14 protein-coding genes are annotated in these 15,150 nt (G+C 33.0%); 10 read left to right on the plus strand and 4 right to left on the minus strand.

Annotated elements, in window-relative coordinates:
- Nucleotides 1–24: 24 nt before the first annotated feature.
- Both mfd and ACQH2P_RS09440 read right to left on the minus strand, forming a co-directional pair.
- Nucleotides 25–3,414, minus strand: coding sequence for a transcription-repair coupling factor (gene mfd, locus ACQH2P_RS09435; protein ID WP_425363918.1), 3,390 nt, complete (start codon nt 3,412–3,414; stop codon nt 25–27).
- 3 nt (nt 3,415–3,417) lie between these two features.
- Nucleotides 3,418–3,717, minus strand: a complete 300-nt coding sequence (locus ACQH2P_RS09440; RefSeq protein WP_425363919.1) for a succinate dehydrogenase assembly factor 2 — start codon at nt 3,715–3,717, stop codon at nt 3,418–3,420.
- Between the two features lie 137 nt (nt 3,718–3,854).
- Here ACQH2P_RS09440 and ACQH2P_RS09445 point away from each other — a divergent pair, with 137 nt between their 5' ends.
- The 3 genes from ACQH2P_RS09445 to ACQH2P_RS09455 all read left to right on the plus strand — a co-directional run bounded on the left by ACQH2P_RS09445 (nt 3,855) and on the right by ACQH2P_RS09455 (nt 6,039).
- Entirely contained in the window at nt 3,855–4,238 is a 384-nt protein-coding gene (locus tag ACQH2P_RS09445; RefSeq protein ID WP_425363920.1) for a rhodanese-like domain-containing protein, read from the plus strand.
- On the plus strand, nt 4,223–5,632 hold the full coding sequence (gene dnaA / locus ACQH2P_RS09450) for a chromosomal replication initiator protein DnaA (RefSeq protein ID WP_425363921.1): 1,410 nt from the start codon (nt 4,223–4,225) through the stop codon (nt 5,630–5,632). The genes ACQH2P_RS09445 and dnaA overlap by 16 nt, the downstream gene beginning before the upstream one ends.
- A gap of 119 nt (nt 5,633–5,751) precedes the next feature.
- Nucleotides 5,752–6,039, plus strand: a complete 288-nt coding sequence (locus tag ACQH2P_RS09455) for a GIY-YIG nuclease family protein (RefSeq protein ID WP_425363922.1) — start codon at nt 5,752–5,754, stop codon at nt 6,037–6,039.
- 110 nt (nt 6,040–6,149) lie between these two features.
- Here the strand turns inward: ACQH2P_RS09455 and ACQH2P_RS09460 are convergent, their stop codons facing one another.
- A complete protein-coding gene (locus ACQH2P_RS09460; protein ID WP_425363923.1) occupies nt 6,150–6,299 on the minus strand; it encodes a hypothetical protein in 150 nt (49 codons plus the stop codon).
- Between the two features lie 188 nt (nt 6,300–6,487).
- Here ACQH2P_RS09460 and ACQH2P_RS09465 point away from each other — a divergent pair, with 188 nt between their 5' ends.
- The 7 genes from ACQH2P_RS09465 (at nt 6,488) to tnpB (ACQH2P_RS09495) (ending at nt 14,044) form a co-directional block, all read left to right on the plus strand.
- Nucleotides 6,488–7,147: an amino acid ABC transporter permease gene (locus tag ACQH2P_RS09465; RefSeq protein ID WP_425363924.1), complete on the plus strand. Its 660-nt coding sequence runs from the start codon at nt 6,488–6,490 to the stop codon at nt 7,145–7,147.
- Nucleotides 7,148–7,158: 11 nt separating this feature from the next.
- Entirely contained in the window at nt 7,159–10,194 is a 3,036-nt protein-coding gene (locus ACQH2P_RS09470) for an efflux RND transporter permease subunit (protein ID WP_425363925.1), read from the plus strand.
- Nucleotides 10,195–10,499: 305 nt separating this feature from the next.
- On the plus strand, nt 10,500–10,625 hold the full coding sequence (locus ACQH2P_RS09475) for a hypothetical protein (protein WP_425363926.1): 126 nt from the start codon (nt 10,500–10,502) through the stop codon (nt 10,623–10,625).
- A 133-nt stretch (nt 10,626–10,758) separates the two neighbouring features.
- Nucleotides 10,759–12,081, plus strand: coding sequence for an IS5 family transposase (locus ACQH2P_RS09480; protein WP_425362593.1), 1,323 nt, complete (start codon nt 10,759–10,761; stop codon nt 12,079–12,081).
- 420 nt (nt 12,082–12,501) lie between these two features.
- Nucleotides 12,502–12,927, plus strand: a complete 426-nt coding sequence (locus ACQH2P_RS09485) for a hypothetical protein (RefSeq protein ID WP_425363927.1) — start codon at nt 12,502–12,504, stop codon at nt 12,925–12,927.
- Entirely contained in the window at nt 12,915–13,703 is a 789-nt protein-coding gene (gene tnpB / locus ACQH2P_RS09490; RefSeq protein WP_425363928.1) for an IS66 family insertion sequence element accessory protein TnpB, read from the plus strand. Before ACQH2P_RS09485 ends, tnpB (ACQH2P_RS09490) begins: the two co-directional genes overlap by 13 nt.
- The gene (tnpB, locus tag ACQH2P_RS09495) at nt 13,691–14,044 is read left to right on the plus strand and encodes an IS66 family insertion sequence element accessory protein TnpB (protein WP_425362591.1); all 354 of its coding nucleotides are present in this window, start codon (nt 13,691–13,693) and stop codon (nt 14,042–14,044) included. Before tnpB (ACQH2P_RS09490) ends, tnpB (ACQH2P_RS09495) begins: the two co-directional genes overlap by 13 nt.
- Here tnpB (ACQH2P_RS09495) and ACQH2P_RS09500 read toward each other — a convergent pair.
- Nucleotides 14,041–15,150: an IS66 family transposase gene (locus ACQH2P_RS09500; RefSeq protein WP_425362622.1), complete on the minus strand. Its 1,110-nt coding sequence runs from the start codon at nt 15,148–15,150 to the stop codon at nt 14,041–14,043. The genes tnpB (ACQH2P_RS09495) and ACQH2P_RS09500 overlap by 4 nt on opposite strands.

Raw genomic sequence — 15,150 nt, forward strand, 5'->3', positions numbered from 1 at the left:
ATACTATTCGGGTTATAGAGTTAGTTAGGCTGCTAATAATTGTTCTAGCAAGCTATTAGCCTCTTTTATAATATCCTTCCCTACCAATATTTTACTAAATACTAACTTATTATCCGGTTTTATTTTAGTTTGCTGAGGATGTTTTATAACAAAGTTCTTAACCTTATCAGCTATATCCGCTTCTTTATAAAATTTTAAAACAAATCCTCGTTCACCAGAGTCTAAATTTTCAATATTAAGTTTACTGCATTTATGTTTTATTTTTACTATATCAAGTAGATTATTAAACTCTAATGGGATAGAACCAAAACGATCAACCATTTCATCCTTAAAACTTTCAATATCTGTATCGTCAGTTAAATTGCCAATTCTTCTATATAAGCTTAGTTTAAGAGAAGAGTCTGCAATATAATTATCGGAAATGAAAACAGGTAACCCCAAATTAATTGTTGGAACAAAAGATTTTGGATTTTCAGTAACTTCACCCTTAAAAATTGCTATTTGTTCATCTAGCATCTCCTGATAAAGCTCTACCCCTACTTCTTTAATCTGACCAGATTGCTCTTCTCCTACTAAATTGCCAAAACCACGTAAATCCATATCATGGCTAGCGATGGTAAAACCAGAACCAAGAGAGCAGCTACTCTGCATTATTTCTAGACGTTTTATTGAATGGGCAGTCATTTTTTTATAATTTGCTAAGGTTAGGTAGGCATAACCTCTGAATTTACTCCGCCCTATTCTACCCCTGAGCTGATATAACTGACTTAGACCAAGAGTGTCAGATTTATGAATAATCATCGTATTAGCTTCTGCAATATCTATACCAGATTCAATTATTGTGGTGGAAACGAGTATATCAAACTTACCATCACAAAATTCACCCATAATTTCATCTACCTTGCCAGCTGGCATCTGACCGTGAGCAACTTTGTACTTTAATTCTGGCACAATTGTTTGTAAGTATCTCTCTATATCTGGAATATCCTTAATTCTAGGCACTACATAGAAACTTCTGCCACCACGAAAACGCTCTCTAAGTAAAGCATCTCTGATAATTACTTGATCAAAGGGCATCACTGTTGTCCGAACTTCTAACCTATCCATCGGTGGTGTTGCAATGATACTAAGGTCTTTAAGCCCGACCATTGACATTTGCATTGTACGAGGAATTGGTGTCGCTGAAAGAGATAGAACATGCATTGTAGTTCTAAGTCTCTTTAAATATTCTTTTTGAGTAACACCAAAATGTTGTTCTTCATCAATTATTAATAATCTAAGATTACTAAATTCTATATTTTTATTCAATAAAGCATGTGTGCCAATTATTATATTAGCTGTACCGTTTTTGATTTGTTCTTTAATAATTTTAGCATCGCTATTGGTAACCAGACTGGATAATTGTACTATATTCAAGCCAAAATCCTTAAATCTTTTAAGAAATCTTAAATAATGCTGTTTACCCAAAATAGTAGTTGGTACGATGATAGCTACTTGAGGGGTTTTATCAGTATCATCACAATTTGATTTTGCTACCATAAAAGTTGCTCGTATAGCTACTTCAGTCTTGCCAAACCCAACATCTCCACAAATTAATCTATCCATTAAAATACCCGAGTCGAAATCTTTCCTAATATCGTTTATAGCATTTAATTGATCTTCAGTTTCGGTATATTTAAATCTATGACAAAATTGATCATACTCTGCATGATCAAATTCTATTGGACTTGCTATAGTTAATTTTCTCTTAGCGGCTATTTCTAATAATTGTTCAGCAATTTCTGTAATACGATTTTTAAGCTTGGCTTTACTTCTTTGCCATGCACTACTACCTAATTTGGCAAGCTGTGCTTCACTACTACCATATTTTTTGATTAACTCTATATTTTCAACAGGAATATATAATTTATCATTATTCTCATATAGAATTTTTAGGAAATCATGAGCTTTGCCTTTAACATCTAGTATTTCAACATTAAGAAATTGCCCAATACCATGATCCTTATGAACAACTAGCTCTCCTTCACTTAAATTATCTAATTCCATTAAAATATTTTTAAGCTTACGTTTAGCACTTTGCTGACGAAAACTCACCGCACTTTTTCCTAATATATCATGAGCTGCAATAAACAAATATTTATCACTATAAAACCCTTGGCTAAGCTGAACATAGGCAAGATTTATAACTCCAATTTTTGCCTGTTGTAAATGGTCTATTTCGATATATTTTCGTGAATAACTATCTATTAGGCTTTTGAATCTTTCCAAATTACTTTTAGAGTGACAAAAAATAATAGGTATTTTATTGTTATTATTTTCTATAATCTCAAATAGCTTATTAAAAACTGTCTTATCCTCCATAAAACTAGTTACAGTAATTTTTTCTAATGAATGTGCATAGGATGAATCCTCTGGACTAATTAAAATATTATTATCATGTTCCAGGAACTTTTGTGTTTCCTGACTGGTAAAATAAATTTGCTCAGGAGGCAATGCAGGATAAAATGTATTTAATTTTATTTTGTTAGACTCAATCCGCGATCTGTAAAGATCTGTATAATTATTTTCCTGCTCAACAATTGATTGCAACGATAAATTATCATAAATAATAATAGGATTATCTAAGTAATTAATTAGGCTACTGAAAGAATTGTAGAATAAAGGAGATAAATGTTCGTATCCTTGAAATTTTTTTCCTTCAATCACTGATTCATATAAAGGAGTATTTGTGTAATTAACACCAAAAGCTTTTAAATAATTATCTCTGAAATTCTTTATTGTTTCTGGGTTTAATATCACCTCACTAGCAGAATTAAGTATTAGCTCCGTGCGATTATTGGTAGAAATCTGGCTATCAATATCAAATTCCTTGATTGATTCTATGTGATCCCAACTAAAATTAATACGATAAGCTTTAGAACCAGGTAAGACTATATCTACTATCTCTCCTCTTACAGAAAATTCACCACTATCAATGCTACTGCTACTCCTGGTAAAACTATTATGTACCAAGAATTCCGCTAGTTTACTGGCTGAGAGCTTCATTTTATTATGTAATCTCAAAAAAGACTTAACCAATAACTCTGGGGGAGGTAATTTTGTCAGTAAATTTGCAGCACTAGTCACTAGCAATTTTCTATCGTTATTAGTTGCTAAATAACTTAATATATTCGCTCTTTCTGATAAAATATTTTGATTTGGTGAAATACGATCATATGGTATAGTATCAAGACTAGGAAAATGTAATATATTGCTAGTTTTAATGTTTTGTGCCATAAACAATAATTGTTTATGGCTATTGATTGCATCATCTTCACTAGCAAAAATAAGTAAAATATTCTTGGTGAATTTATTTAAAAAATACTCACTAGCAAAAAAACTTTTCGCACTGAGTGGTAGCAGTTGTTGTATCATTTACTAAGCTTCTATGTGGTTAATATCAAAACTAAGTATCTGTAACATCACTTTTGAATTTAAGTGAGAAGGAGGTGTAGTTTTATTGGTAATCCAATCATAAATATCTATATCATTTTGGTTAAGTATTAAAGCAAAATCTGCTAAACTAGCTCTATCCATGTTAGCAAGAAATTTTTCAGCAAATTTACCTAATATTAACCCAATTTCTTTGCAACCACGATTTTTGCTTTGGTATAACAGTTTTTTGGCTAAAGATGTTTTGTTAAAATAATCCATATTTACAATCTTATAAAAAAACATCATAATATAATTCAGATAGTTTGACAATTAACAAATATAAAATAAAATGTAATCTGTATAAAATGGTACTCGAATTTAGTTGCTTCAAATCTTCCTTATTCAATAAAATTTAATATATCAAAGAAACGCTAAACTTTATGAGCATTAAAAATATATCTTCCGTAACGGCTTATAAGTTGCTAGAAATGGATAATAACAGCATGATAGTTGATGTTAGAACTACTGAAGAATGGCAGCAAATAGGCATTCCAAAGCTTGATAAAGATAAGATAGTTTTTGTTAGTTGGTGCTTATTGCCTAATATGTCATTAAATAACGAATTTAAAAACCAGCTCATGTCGAAAGTTAGTAATAACCATAAACTATTATTCCTTTGTCGTTCAGGTGGTAGATCTCATGAAGCAGCACAGTTTGCTGATACTTTAGGTTATAAAGACTGCTACAACATTATTGATGGTTTTGAAGGAGGAACTAATGGAGCTGGTTGGAAACAAAATAATTTACCATGGCAAATTCTGTGAATACTAACCATAATCAATTGACTATAGCAAAGGAAGTGACTTATCATAGAGATATTTGGCAGCAAGTTTGTTCTGACCTTAATAAACATTACGGCGATGCCTTGTATAAAAGTTGGTTTAGTAAGATTAATTTTCTAGAAGCTACTACTAGTACTATTGTACTTTCTACACCGACAAATTTTATTCGAGATTGGATAAGATCGAGATATACACGTACTATATTACAATCTTGGCAATCCTATGACAAAGACATCAAATCAATTGAAATCATTACTAAAGAATTATCAGAACAAAATCCAAATATACCTGAATATTTAGCAAAAGTTCCATCAATAAAAGAAGGAATGGATATCAATTCCGAAGGCATTTTTTCAGCATTAGACTTACGATTTACTTTTGAAAATTTTGTGGTGGGTGGACCGAATGAATTAGCGTATGCAGCGTCTAGAGCGGTAGCTGAATCGGAAGGTGCGGTAGCTGAATCTAACCCCTTATTTTTATATGGAGGGGTGGGGCTTGGTAAGACACACTTAATGCATGCCATTGCTTGGTATATAAAACATAATAATCCGACTCGTAAGGTAATTTACATGTCGGCAGAAAAATTTATGTATCAATTCATCAAAGCACTACGTAATAAAGATGTTATGTCTTTTAAAGAAGAATTTCGTTCGGTTGACGTGCTAATGATCGATGATATTCAATTTATATCAGGTAAAGATAGCACTCAAGAAGAGTTTTTTCATACTTTCAATGCTTTAATTGATAATAATCGTCAAATGGTTATATCGTGTGACCGTTCACCGTCAGATTTAGATAATATCGAAGATCGAATTAAATCCCGGCTTGGTTGGGGATTGGTTGCAGATGTCCATAGTACTACTTATGAACTAAGATTGGGAATCTTAGAATCTAAACTTGAACAGATGAATATCCATATACCTAAAAATGTTGTAGAATTTCTAGCAGCTAAAATAACATCGAATGTCAGAGAGTTAGAAGGAGCTCTTAATAAAGTTATCGCTCATTCTACCTTAGTTGGTAGGGAAATAACTTTAGAAAATACCCAAAATATCTTGCGTGACTTACTACGCTCCAATGAAAAAATTATCACAATTGAGGATATCCAAAGAAAAGTAGCTGATCGTTATAATATTAAATTTTCCGATATGTCTTCTCCTAGACGTATTCGCTCAATAGCTAGACCAAGACAAGTAGCTATGTATTTGAGTAAAACATTAACACCAAAAAGCCTTACTGATATCGGCAAAAAATTTGGCAAGAAAGATCATACTACGATAATGCATGCTATCAAAAAGGTAGAAGAGTTATGTGAGATTGATACAGAATTTCGTGAAGAACTTAGTTTGTTAATGAAGATATTGCAAAATTAGGCTGTAAAATTAGATTTTTTGTATGATTAACCCAATTTAGCATTTATCTATACAAATCTGGCGTCATTGTGAGGAGTGCGTAAGCACGACGAAGCAATCCATAATAGTATAAACAAAATATGAAACAACCTGCAGTATATATCATGGCAAACCAGAAGAATGGCACCCTATATACTGCTGTTACTTCAAATCTTATTAAGAGAGTTTATGAGCATAAACATGGTATTATTAAAGGGTTTACTTCAAAATATAAGTGTACTGACCTAGTATTTTATGAAGTATTAGAGACAATGGATAGTGCTATTGCTAGAGAAAAGCAAATTAAATCTGACTCCAGAGCTAGGAAATTAAAATTAATTACGATTATGAATCCAGAATGGCGTGATTTATATGAAGACATTGTTTAACGTATGTCATGGATTGGATTGCTTCGTCGTGCTTACGCACTTCTCGCAATGACGAGTTATAAACTCAGGCGTCATTGCAAGACCACGTAAGTGGTCGTGGCAATCCATTTCTAATCATTTTTATGGATTGCTTCGTCGCCTAAAGTGGGCTCTCCGCAATGACAGTTAAAGATCGGTTGTAAATTGCCATTCCCGCACTCCCTTGCCATTCTTAGCAACGGCGGGAATCTAAGAACCTTGTCTACGCAGGGGGATGACATGAAGTTGTAAATTGTCATTCCCGCCGTTGCTAAGAATGATGGTATGGACGAGTGAAGCGAAATATGACATAATATCTAAAACTTATTCGGGTTAGCTATAACCCGAATACTTAGCTATAGACGAGTTATTTGAATAGATTTAATTAGCTCCTGTACTGGGACAAGTTCAGGAGATTTAAGAGTGTTAGATGTTTGAACAATTACTTGATTTCTCTTCTGTATATTTTATTATGCAAGGGATGGTAGTAACACTGAAATATAGTGTAGTTTCGGTGTTATTAGGATTGATTATCGGTACTTTACTAGCAATTTGTAAGGTAAGCAAAAGTCGTGCCTTAAGGCTATTTGCTGATTTTTATACATCGATTTTTCGTGGCACTCCGTTGCTTATCCAACTTAGCATAATTTATTTTGGTTTGCCTGGTTTAATTGGTATTAAGCTTGGGGTCTTTGCTGCAGGCACCATAGCTTTTTCATTAAATTCAGGGGCATATGTTTCGGAAATAATTAGAGCTGGAATTAATGCTGTTGATAAGGGGCAGATTGAAGCTGCTAAAGCGTTAGGCATACCTGAGAGATTAATGCTCAAAGATATCATTTTGCCACAAGCCATAAGAAATATTTTACCTTCACTGGTCAATGAGCTTATTAACTTAATCAAAGAGTCATCGATTATATCAATTATCGGTGAAATGGATTTAATGCGGAGAGCTCAGGTAGTATCGGTTGAACATTATACTTATTTTACTCCTATGTTAATAGCAGGGTTTTGTTATTATGTTATGGTGATAATTATCAGTAATTTAGCCAAAATTCTTGAGAAAAAACTAGCAATTGGAGTTGAATAGGATTTGTTTATATGTACCTAAGTGAAATATGCATCAAGCGTCCAGTCTTTGCAACAGTTATGAGTCTAGTAATTGTTATTTTAGGGGCTGTATTTTTTACTAAACTACAAATTAGGGGTATTCCCGATATTTCGTTTCCTGTAATAACAGTGTCTGCACATTATCCTGGGGCAGATGCTCTTTATATGGAAAAAGAGATCACTACTCGTATTGAAAAAGCCCTAAAAACTATAAAAAATCTTGATTCTATCACTTCCCAAAGCTCGACAAGTAGTAGCCATATCACTTTAACATTTTTATCATCGGCTAATATCGAAGTATCCTTAAACGATGTTCGATCTAAAATTGCTGAGATAAGTCGTATATTTCCAAAAGATATGGAAACACCTCGTATTAGTAAGCAAGATGGCAATAATTTTCCTAGTTTGTTCTTAAGTATTAGTAGTGATGTATATAATGATTTGCAATTAACCCAAATTGTTCAAGAGAACGTTAAAAGCATTTTAGAAAAACTTGAAACAATAGGTCAGGTTAAAGTTCATGGTGGTAAATATTATTCTATGCGGATAGAACCAGATCCGGTAAAATTATATCAGCATAAAATGTCGGTGTTAGAAATTGAAAATGCTATAAAAAAACAAAATATCTATTATCCGGCGGGAACTATTAAAACAGCTACTCGTGATTTTACTGTAAGATTAGATGGTTCTTTAAGTAAACCGGAACAATTTGAACAAATTATATTAAAAGTAAAAGATGCTAGTATATTAAGGTTACAAGATATTGCTAAAATATATTTAGGCCCTCCAGAAGATGATGTAATTTTTAGATGTAATGGCAAAAATTCGGTAGCACTTGGTCTTATAAAACAATCACAGGCCAACATACTTGATTTATCTAAAGAAGTTAGATCGTCACTAGATAAAATTAAAAAGAATCTACCTAAGGGCATAACAATTGATATAGCCTATGATGATTCGATTCCAGTTAATGCTTCAATCAAATCAGTGTTCTTCACTATCGCTGAAGCATTAATTTTAGTTATAATAGTAGTATATTTATTTCTGGCATCAGTAAGAATCACTCTGATACCACTTGTAACCATTCCAGTATCGCTGATTGGTACATTTATTGTCATGTATTATTTAGGATTTTCTATCAACATATTTACCCTTTTAGCAATGATACTGGCTATTGGTTTGGTGGTAGATGATGCAATAGTAATGCTGGAAAACATTTTTAGATATAATGAGATGGGGCATTCTGCTATGGAATCTGCCATCCTTGCATCTAAGGAAATTGGTTTTGCCATTATAGCAATGACTATAACACTTGCCTCAGTATTCTTACCAATAGGTTTTATTGATGGATTTATGGGGAAGTTATTCCTTGAATTTGCTTGGACCTTGGCATTTTGTGTGTTAGTTTCTGGTTTTGTCGCTTTAACTCTGACGCCCATGATGGCAAGTCGCATGGTCGGCAAAAATGATCGACCACCCTTAGGGTTTTTAGTTAAATTTGATCAGTTTATTAAATTAGTTCAAAACAAGTATTTGTCCTATTTAAATCTTGCTTTTGATCATAAAAAGCTATTCTCACTTATTATTGCACTGTCTTTAGTGGTGTTGGTTGTTAGTTTTATCTTTGTCCCAAAAGTTTTTATTCCTCAGGAAGATGATGGTTTCGTGCGGCTTTCCTTCTTTGGTTCTCAAGGTTCTAATAGTGAACAATTAGAAAAAGCAATAGTAGAAGTTGAGAAAATACTCAGTTCTTACAAAGATATAGTAGGTTATTTGACAGTAACTTATCAGGGAGGTGGTAGTGGCTTTGTCTCTCTTAAAGACTGGAAGACAAGGTCAATGTCACAAAAAACTATAGTAAATTTGCTTAATCAGCAATTTCAACAAATAGTTGGAATATCGATTTTTGCAATGGAACCACGCTCAATGGTTAGCGGTAATGCTAGCAGCCCTGTGGAATTTACTTTGCAATCCTCGCTTGAATATGAGCAGCTAGATCAAATATCGCAGAAATTCGTTAATAGCATGAAAAAAAACCCAATTTTTATGAATATTGATAGTGATTTAGATTCCTCCATGCCGACGATTGACGTAATTGTTAACCGAGATAAAGCTTACCTTTATGGGGTGAGTTTAGAAAATATAGGGTTAACATTGCAATATCTGCTTGCCGGAAAGCAAGTTGGTGATTTCAGAATGGGCAATGAACTATATGATATAACTATGCAGTATAATTTAAAACATCGTAGTAATATCGATCACTTTAGTAAGATACTGATACCCACTAATAACCCAACTGATAATTTATTGCCATTAAGTGTTGTGGCTAATATAGTTGAGAAAATATCTATCAAATATTATAACCATTATAATAATGCTAGATCAGTAACCATCTCGGCAGATTTGGCACCAAACCAAAAAATTACCGATGCAATAAAACAGGTAAATAACATAGCTAATGAATTATTGGATAGTAATACAACTATCCTAGAATATATTGGAGAGATTAAGCAAAAGGCTGAATCAGAAGGTAATATGACTATTACCTTCCTATTTGCTTTGTTGTTTATTTACTTAGTGCTTTCAGCACAATTTGAAAGTTTTACTGATCCTATATTAATACTTATTGCTGTACCATTCTCGATTACTGGTGGCGTATTAACACTCTGGATATTTGGTAATACGCTTAATATGTATAGTAATATTGGCTTGATCACTTTAATTGGTTTGATCACAAAAAATTCTATTATGATTGTAGAATTTACTAATAACTTAAGAAGCCAAGGGTTAAATATTAGAGAAGCTGTAACTAAAGCCTGTAACTTAAGGCTTAGACCAATTCTAATGACCACTCTAGCGACCATTTTTGGGGCAATGTCATTAGTCATTGCCTCAGGAGCGGGAGCAGAAGCACAAAAATCTATCGGTCTGGTAATAGTTGGTGGTATGACTATTGGTACTCTATTTACTATATTTGTTATTCCAGTTTTATATCAAAGTTTTAAAAGAGATACTAAATATAGCTAACCGGATGGATTAGCTAGTCGCTCCGTCAAAAAGGCTGTAGGTATGAGAGGTAATACATGTTTGTGGTTAAAAATCACATCAAAATCCATAAGATTTTTACCCTATTTTGTCAAAAACCTTATGGATTTACAAAGTTTTTATAACCTAATCATAGTACCAAGCTTGTCATCCCTGCGAAAGCAGGGATCTAAAATAGTGGACAAAAAGCCCTGAGATATTATAGATTCCTGCCTACGCAGGAATGACATCCTTTTTGTTTAAACATAACAGATGTTGTATTTTTAGACTTTTGACGGGGGGCTATAGTGAAACCTATTGAATTAGGTGATACAAACTTTGTGTTAACCTTGCGAAAGCAGGTATCTAGATTCCCGCCGTTGCTAAGAATGACAACTTACAATAGTTATGTTCTTTATCACCTAATCCTATAGGCATAACTATAGCTAGTCTCCCCGTCAAAAGTCTAGAAGGATAATATATAATATGGTTAGCGGGTAAAAATATCTAGATAATCCATAAGAAAATGCTATAATATTGGCAGAAACCTTATGGATTGTATGAATTATGCCGATAGAAGATATAATAAAATCCCAAAAACAAGGACAGCTTTTTGGTTATAAATTGACCGAAGAATTAAACCCTAATAACAAGTTATATAAATTAAGATCGTTAATAAATTGGACTGTTTTAGAGGAATGGTTATTGACAAATGTTAATATCAAGAAATTTGGTAGGAATCGCAGATGTCACAGGTTATTACTTGGAGTAACTATGCTGCAAGCGATGTATAACCTGTCAGATGCTGCAGCTGAAGAAGAGCTGAGAGAGAACGTATATTGGCAATATTTTTGTGGTTGGGAATATTTGCAGAAAGATGCTGAGATATCAGAAGCTAGTATACGAAGGTTTCGTGCTATATTAGGGGAAGAAGGATATAATGAGATATTAAAAGAATTAACAAGAATTGGTTGCAAAGTCGGAGTGCTTAAAAAAAAAGACTTAGCATCGATAATCGTTGATACTACAGTACAAATTAAGAATATTAAGTATCCTCATGATGTGTATTTGATGGATAAGGCAAGAATAGAGCTAGTAAAGTTATGTCATACTTTAGGCATTAAGTTACATGAGACATATGCCAAGCAATATAAAAAAGACATAGTAAAATTATGGAAATATAAGGATAATAGTAAAGCCAAAAAACGTAAGAAGGTAATGCAACATTTAAAGATATTGCTGGGTCGTTTAATAAGAATATGTCAGCGAGAAATAGCAAAAACAAAGTTAAGTTTGTCATTAAAGCAGCAAGAAATACTAAATAAGATTAAAAAGATTCAGGCACAATCTATACTGAGTAAAGCAGAGAAAGAGCGATATAAGGAGGATAATAAAGTATTATATAGTTTTCACGCACCGGAGGTAGAGTGCATAGGTAAAGGGAAATTAAACAAACCCTATGAGTTTGGTAACAAGGTTTCGATAGCAGTAAGTGGTCGAGGTAATTTTGTATTAGCGGCCAAATCATTTCATGGCAATCCATATGATGGTCATACATTATCGCAGACTGTAGAGGTTGTAAAGAAATTAACAGGAGTGGGAATAGCCAGGACATTTGTTGATTTAGGCTATAAGGGGAATAATTTTAAAGAAAAAGACAAGGTGTATAGCCCATATTGCAAGAAGAAGCTATCCTCAGATGATAAGGCAATGATCAAGAGAAGAAGTGCTATAGAGCCGATAATAGGACACCTTAAGCATTATGGTAGAGTTGGCAGAAATTACTTAAAAGGAGTAATAGGAGATATAATAAATCCGTTAATTTCCGCTGTAGGATTGAACTTACGGTGTATTGCTAATCACCTGCTCAAAACAAATTTTTCTACATAAAAATTAGCAAATAAAGAAAATTAATCAAACGATTACAAAATCGTTAACAAAACGTCATGCAAAAATTTTCTAAAAATCATCTTTTTATATCAAAAAATTACATCAGAACAATTAAACTCTAAAATTTTATACAAAAATTTTTTGCTAAGGTGCTAATTTTTGAATTTTTTGCACTTTTGACGGGGAGACTAATGAGCTGAGCAATTTCAAGAGACGAGAAGAAATAGTTGTTTGCCTAAGAAGTATCATACTCGATAAACCATTAAGCAGAGATATTAGGGAATATATTTTGTCTGATAGTTTTAGTCAAACTATCGATAATATTGTAGATGAAGTAACGTATACTTGCAGCAAAACTGCATAACTCTATCTAATTTTTTTGTTAGTATAAAATTTATTTTATAAATTTGGGTTCCTACTATGCAAATACCATCAATTACTATTGAGCAAGTAGCTCAGCAATTTAAAGCCTGGCGTCAAACTAAAACTAACAAGTTTGATCCCATACCAAACCATCTAAAGGAATTAGTTCGCCAGCTACTCCATCACTATTCTTGCAAAGATATAGCCAAACATCTCAATATTAATAAAACAATAATTAGTTCAATTCAACAAGCCCATCAACCTTCCCTCAAAACTTCTCCTACCTCAACTTCAAATAAAGTTCTACAACACGATATTAATTTTCTCCCATTTCAACTAGTAAATTCTATAGATACTGATCCTGTGGCTACTCCCAAACAAAATCTCTACACTTGCCACATTATTAAACCAAATGGTACCAAGCTTATTATTCAAACACTAGAGCTAAAAACCATAATTCAAACATTTCTATGCTGCAACTAACCCCTCAGTCAGTTATTTTTGTTGCCACTATTGCCATCGACTTTCGCAAGGGTATCGATGGTTTAATAGCTGTTTGCAGACAAAAACTTTCTTCTGACCCTCTTAATGGCTCCTTGTTTTTATTCTATAATAAAAACAGAACTGCCATTAAAATTTTGTCCTTTGATGGTCAAGGATTTTGGCTATGTTCTAAACGCCTATCCAAAGGTAAATTTACGGCAAAACTTTCCCCATCTGATAATTCATCTTATCAAATTTGCTATAGAACAGTATACTTGCAGCAAAACTGCATAACTCTATCTAATTTTTTTGTTAGTATAAAATTTATTTTATACATTTGGGTTCCTACTATGCAAATACCATCAATTACTGTTGAGCAAGTAGCTCAGCAATTTAAAGCCTGGCGTCAAACTAAAACTAACAAGTTTGATCCCATACCAAACCATCTAAAGGAATTAGTTCGCCAGCTACTCCATCACTATTCTTGCAAAGATATAGCCAAACATCTCAATATTAATAAAACAATAATTAGTTCAATTCAACAAGCCCATCAACCTTCCCTCAAAACTTCTCCTACCTCAACTTCAAATAAAGTTCTACAACACGATATTAATTTTCTCCCATTTCAACTAGTAAATTCTATAGATACTGATCCTGTGGCTACTCCCAAACAAAATTACTACACTTGCCACATTATTAAGCCAAATGGTACCAAGCTTATTATTCAAACACTAGAGCTAAAAACCATAATTCAAACATTTCTATGCTGCAACTAACCCCTCAGTCAGTTATTTTTGTTGCCACTATTGCCATCGACTTTCGTAAGGGTATCGATGGTTTAATAGCTGTTTGCAGACAAAAACTTTCTTCCAACCCTCTTAATGGTTCCTTGTTTTTATTCTATAATAAAAACAGAACTGCCATTAAAATTTTGTCCTTTGACGGTCAAGGCTTTTGGTTATGCTCTAAACGCCTATCCAAAGGTAAATTTACGGCAAAACTTTCCCCATCTGATAATTCATCTTATCAGATTTGTTATAGAACCTTACACATTCTTATTCATAATGGCGATCCTAGTTCTGCCAAACTCTCCAATGATTGGCTTCCTGTCATTTAAGCTGCCGTCTCGATTAATTCCGTATTATTTATATATCTTGCATAGGCAAAAGGCGTATAATCCTCAGGATGCTTCTTTGCTTTGCTACTCTGCTCTTGCAGCCAATTTAAATATTTAAAGGCATTGATTTCATTCTCACTACAAGTCTTTACTATACTATACAGACCACTATGTATCTCAGCACTATTGATTGTTTTAAAGAATAATGAATTCTTCCTTTGTAAAATAATGGTACGTAGTGACCTCTCAGCCCAATTATTATCAAGACTGCTAACTGGAATTTTCAAAAATTGCGTCAAACCTTCTTTATTATTTAACCAATATTTCATAGCTTGCCCAAACCTACTATTAGGCTCAACTTTCTTGTCGTTAAATAATTCATCTATTTTGTTATATATATTTTCTATATATTTACTGCTATGTTCCTGATGGTACTTCAGCTTCTCCTCAAGGCTCATCTCTTTACATTGATGTTCATTATGGTAAATCCCAGCAGTCTGTTTGAGAAAATATCCGCATTCTTCAGGGTAATATGGTTCATTCTCTGTAAATTTTCTCTGCCCATGTGACAAACAATTGATCATCACTATTATTGCCAGTAATTCTTTATCTGCTTCTGATAATACCGGGTTATTATTGTTACTTGCATCAGTCATTAAATGAATAGAATCAGTTCTATTCTTACGATTCTTTAGTATGTTACCAATATTCTCCCCGCCATGCTTATTACCGGTAAAATATAAAACTATCACCTCATTATTGGCAGTCTTAGCACATATAGTAGTGGTATAACAGCTGCGTCCTTTCTTATTTTGAGCTCGTAATTTTTTATTGGCTACAGTAATTTCTAAAATTCTAGCTCTAGTATCATCAAGGTTCAGTGAACTACATTCGGCAGCCATTTCTAATAATACCCTGTAAATTTCAGCTCCACCATCTTCTTGCCAAACATCTAAATATTGTTGCCACAGAGTGCTATATGATACAGGAACCCCGCTTAAACTTTGCAACCTAGATAAACGATAGAAGGGAGTACCGTAGGTCTTTTGTAACACTATTGCACTTTTGCTACTATTTGTCCATTTGTTGATATTCTTATTGTTCAT

It is taken from the genome of Candidatus Tisiphia endosymbiont of Hybos culiciformis (assembly GCF_964030975.1).
Taxonomy (GTDB): domain Bacteria; phylum Pseudomonadota; class Alphaproteobacteria; order Rickettsiales; family Rickettsiaceae; genus Tisiphia.

Excerpts from the sequence above, each read along its gene's own strand:
- mfd (WP_425363918.1), bottom strand. The coding sequence starts at position 3,414 with ATGATACAACAACTGCTACCACTCAGTGCGAAAAGTTTTTTTGCTAGT.
- ACQH2P_RS09440 (WP_425363919.1), bottom strand. The coding sequence starts at position 3,717 with ATGTTTTTTTATAAGATTGTAAATATGGATTATTTTAACAAAACATCT.
- ACQH2P_RS09445 (WP_425363920.1), top strand. The coding sequence starts at position 3,855 with ATGAGCATTAAAAATATATCTTCCGTAACGGCTTATAAGTTGCTAGAA.
- dnaA (WP_425363921.1), top strand. The coding sequence starts at position 4,223 with ATGGCAAATTCTGTGAATACTAACCATAATCAATTGACTATAGCAAAG.
- ACQH2P_RS09455 (WP_425363922.1), top strand. The coding sequence starts at position 5,752 with ATGAAACAACCTGCAGTATATATCATGGCAAACCAGAAGAATGGCACC.
- ACQH2P_RS09460 (WP_425363923.1), bottom strand. The coding sequence starts at position 6,299 with ATGTCATCCCCCTGCGTAGACAAGGTTCTTAGATTCCCGCCGTTGCTA.
- ACQH2P_RS09465 (WP_425363924.1), top strand. The coding sequence starts at position 6,488 with ATGTTTGAACAATTACTTGATTTCTCTTCTGTATATTTTATTATGCAA.
- ACQH2P_RS09470 (WP_425363925.1), top strand. The coding sequence starts at position 7,159 with ATGTACCTAAGTGAAATATGCATCAAGCGTCCAGTCTTTGCAACAGTT.
- ACQH2P_RS09480 (WP_425362593.1), top strand. The coding sequence starts at position 10,759 with ATGCCGATAGAAGATATAATAAAATCCCAAAAACAAGGACAGCTTTTT.
- ACQH2P_RS09485 (WP_425363927.1), top strand. The coding sequence starts at position 12,502 with ATGCAAATACCATCAATTACTATTGAGCAAGTAGCTCAGCAATTTAAA.
- tnpB (WP_425363928.1), top strand. The coding sequence starts at position 12,915 with ATGCTGCAACTAACCCCTCAGTCAGTTATTTTTGTTGCCACTATTGCC.
- tnpB (WP_425362591.1), top strand. The coding sequence starts at position 13,691 with ATGCTGCAACTAACCCCTCAGTCAGTTATTTTTGTTGCCACTATTGCC.
- ACQH2P_RS09500 (WP_425362622.1), bottom strand. The coding sequence starts at position 15,150 with ATGAACAATAAGAATATCAACAAATGGACAAATAGTAGCAAAAGTGCA.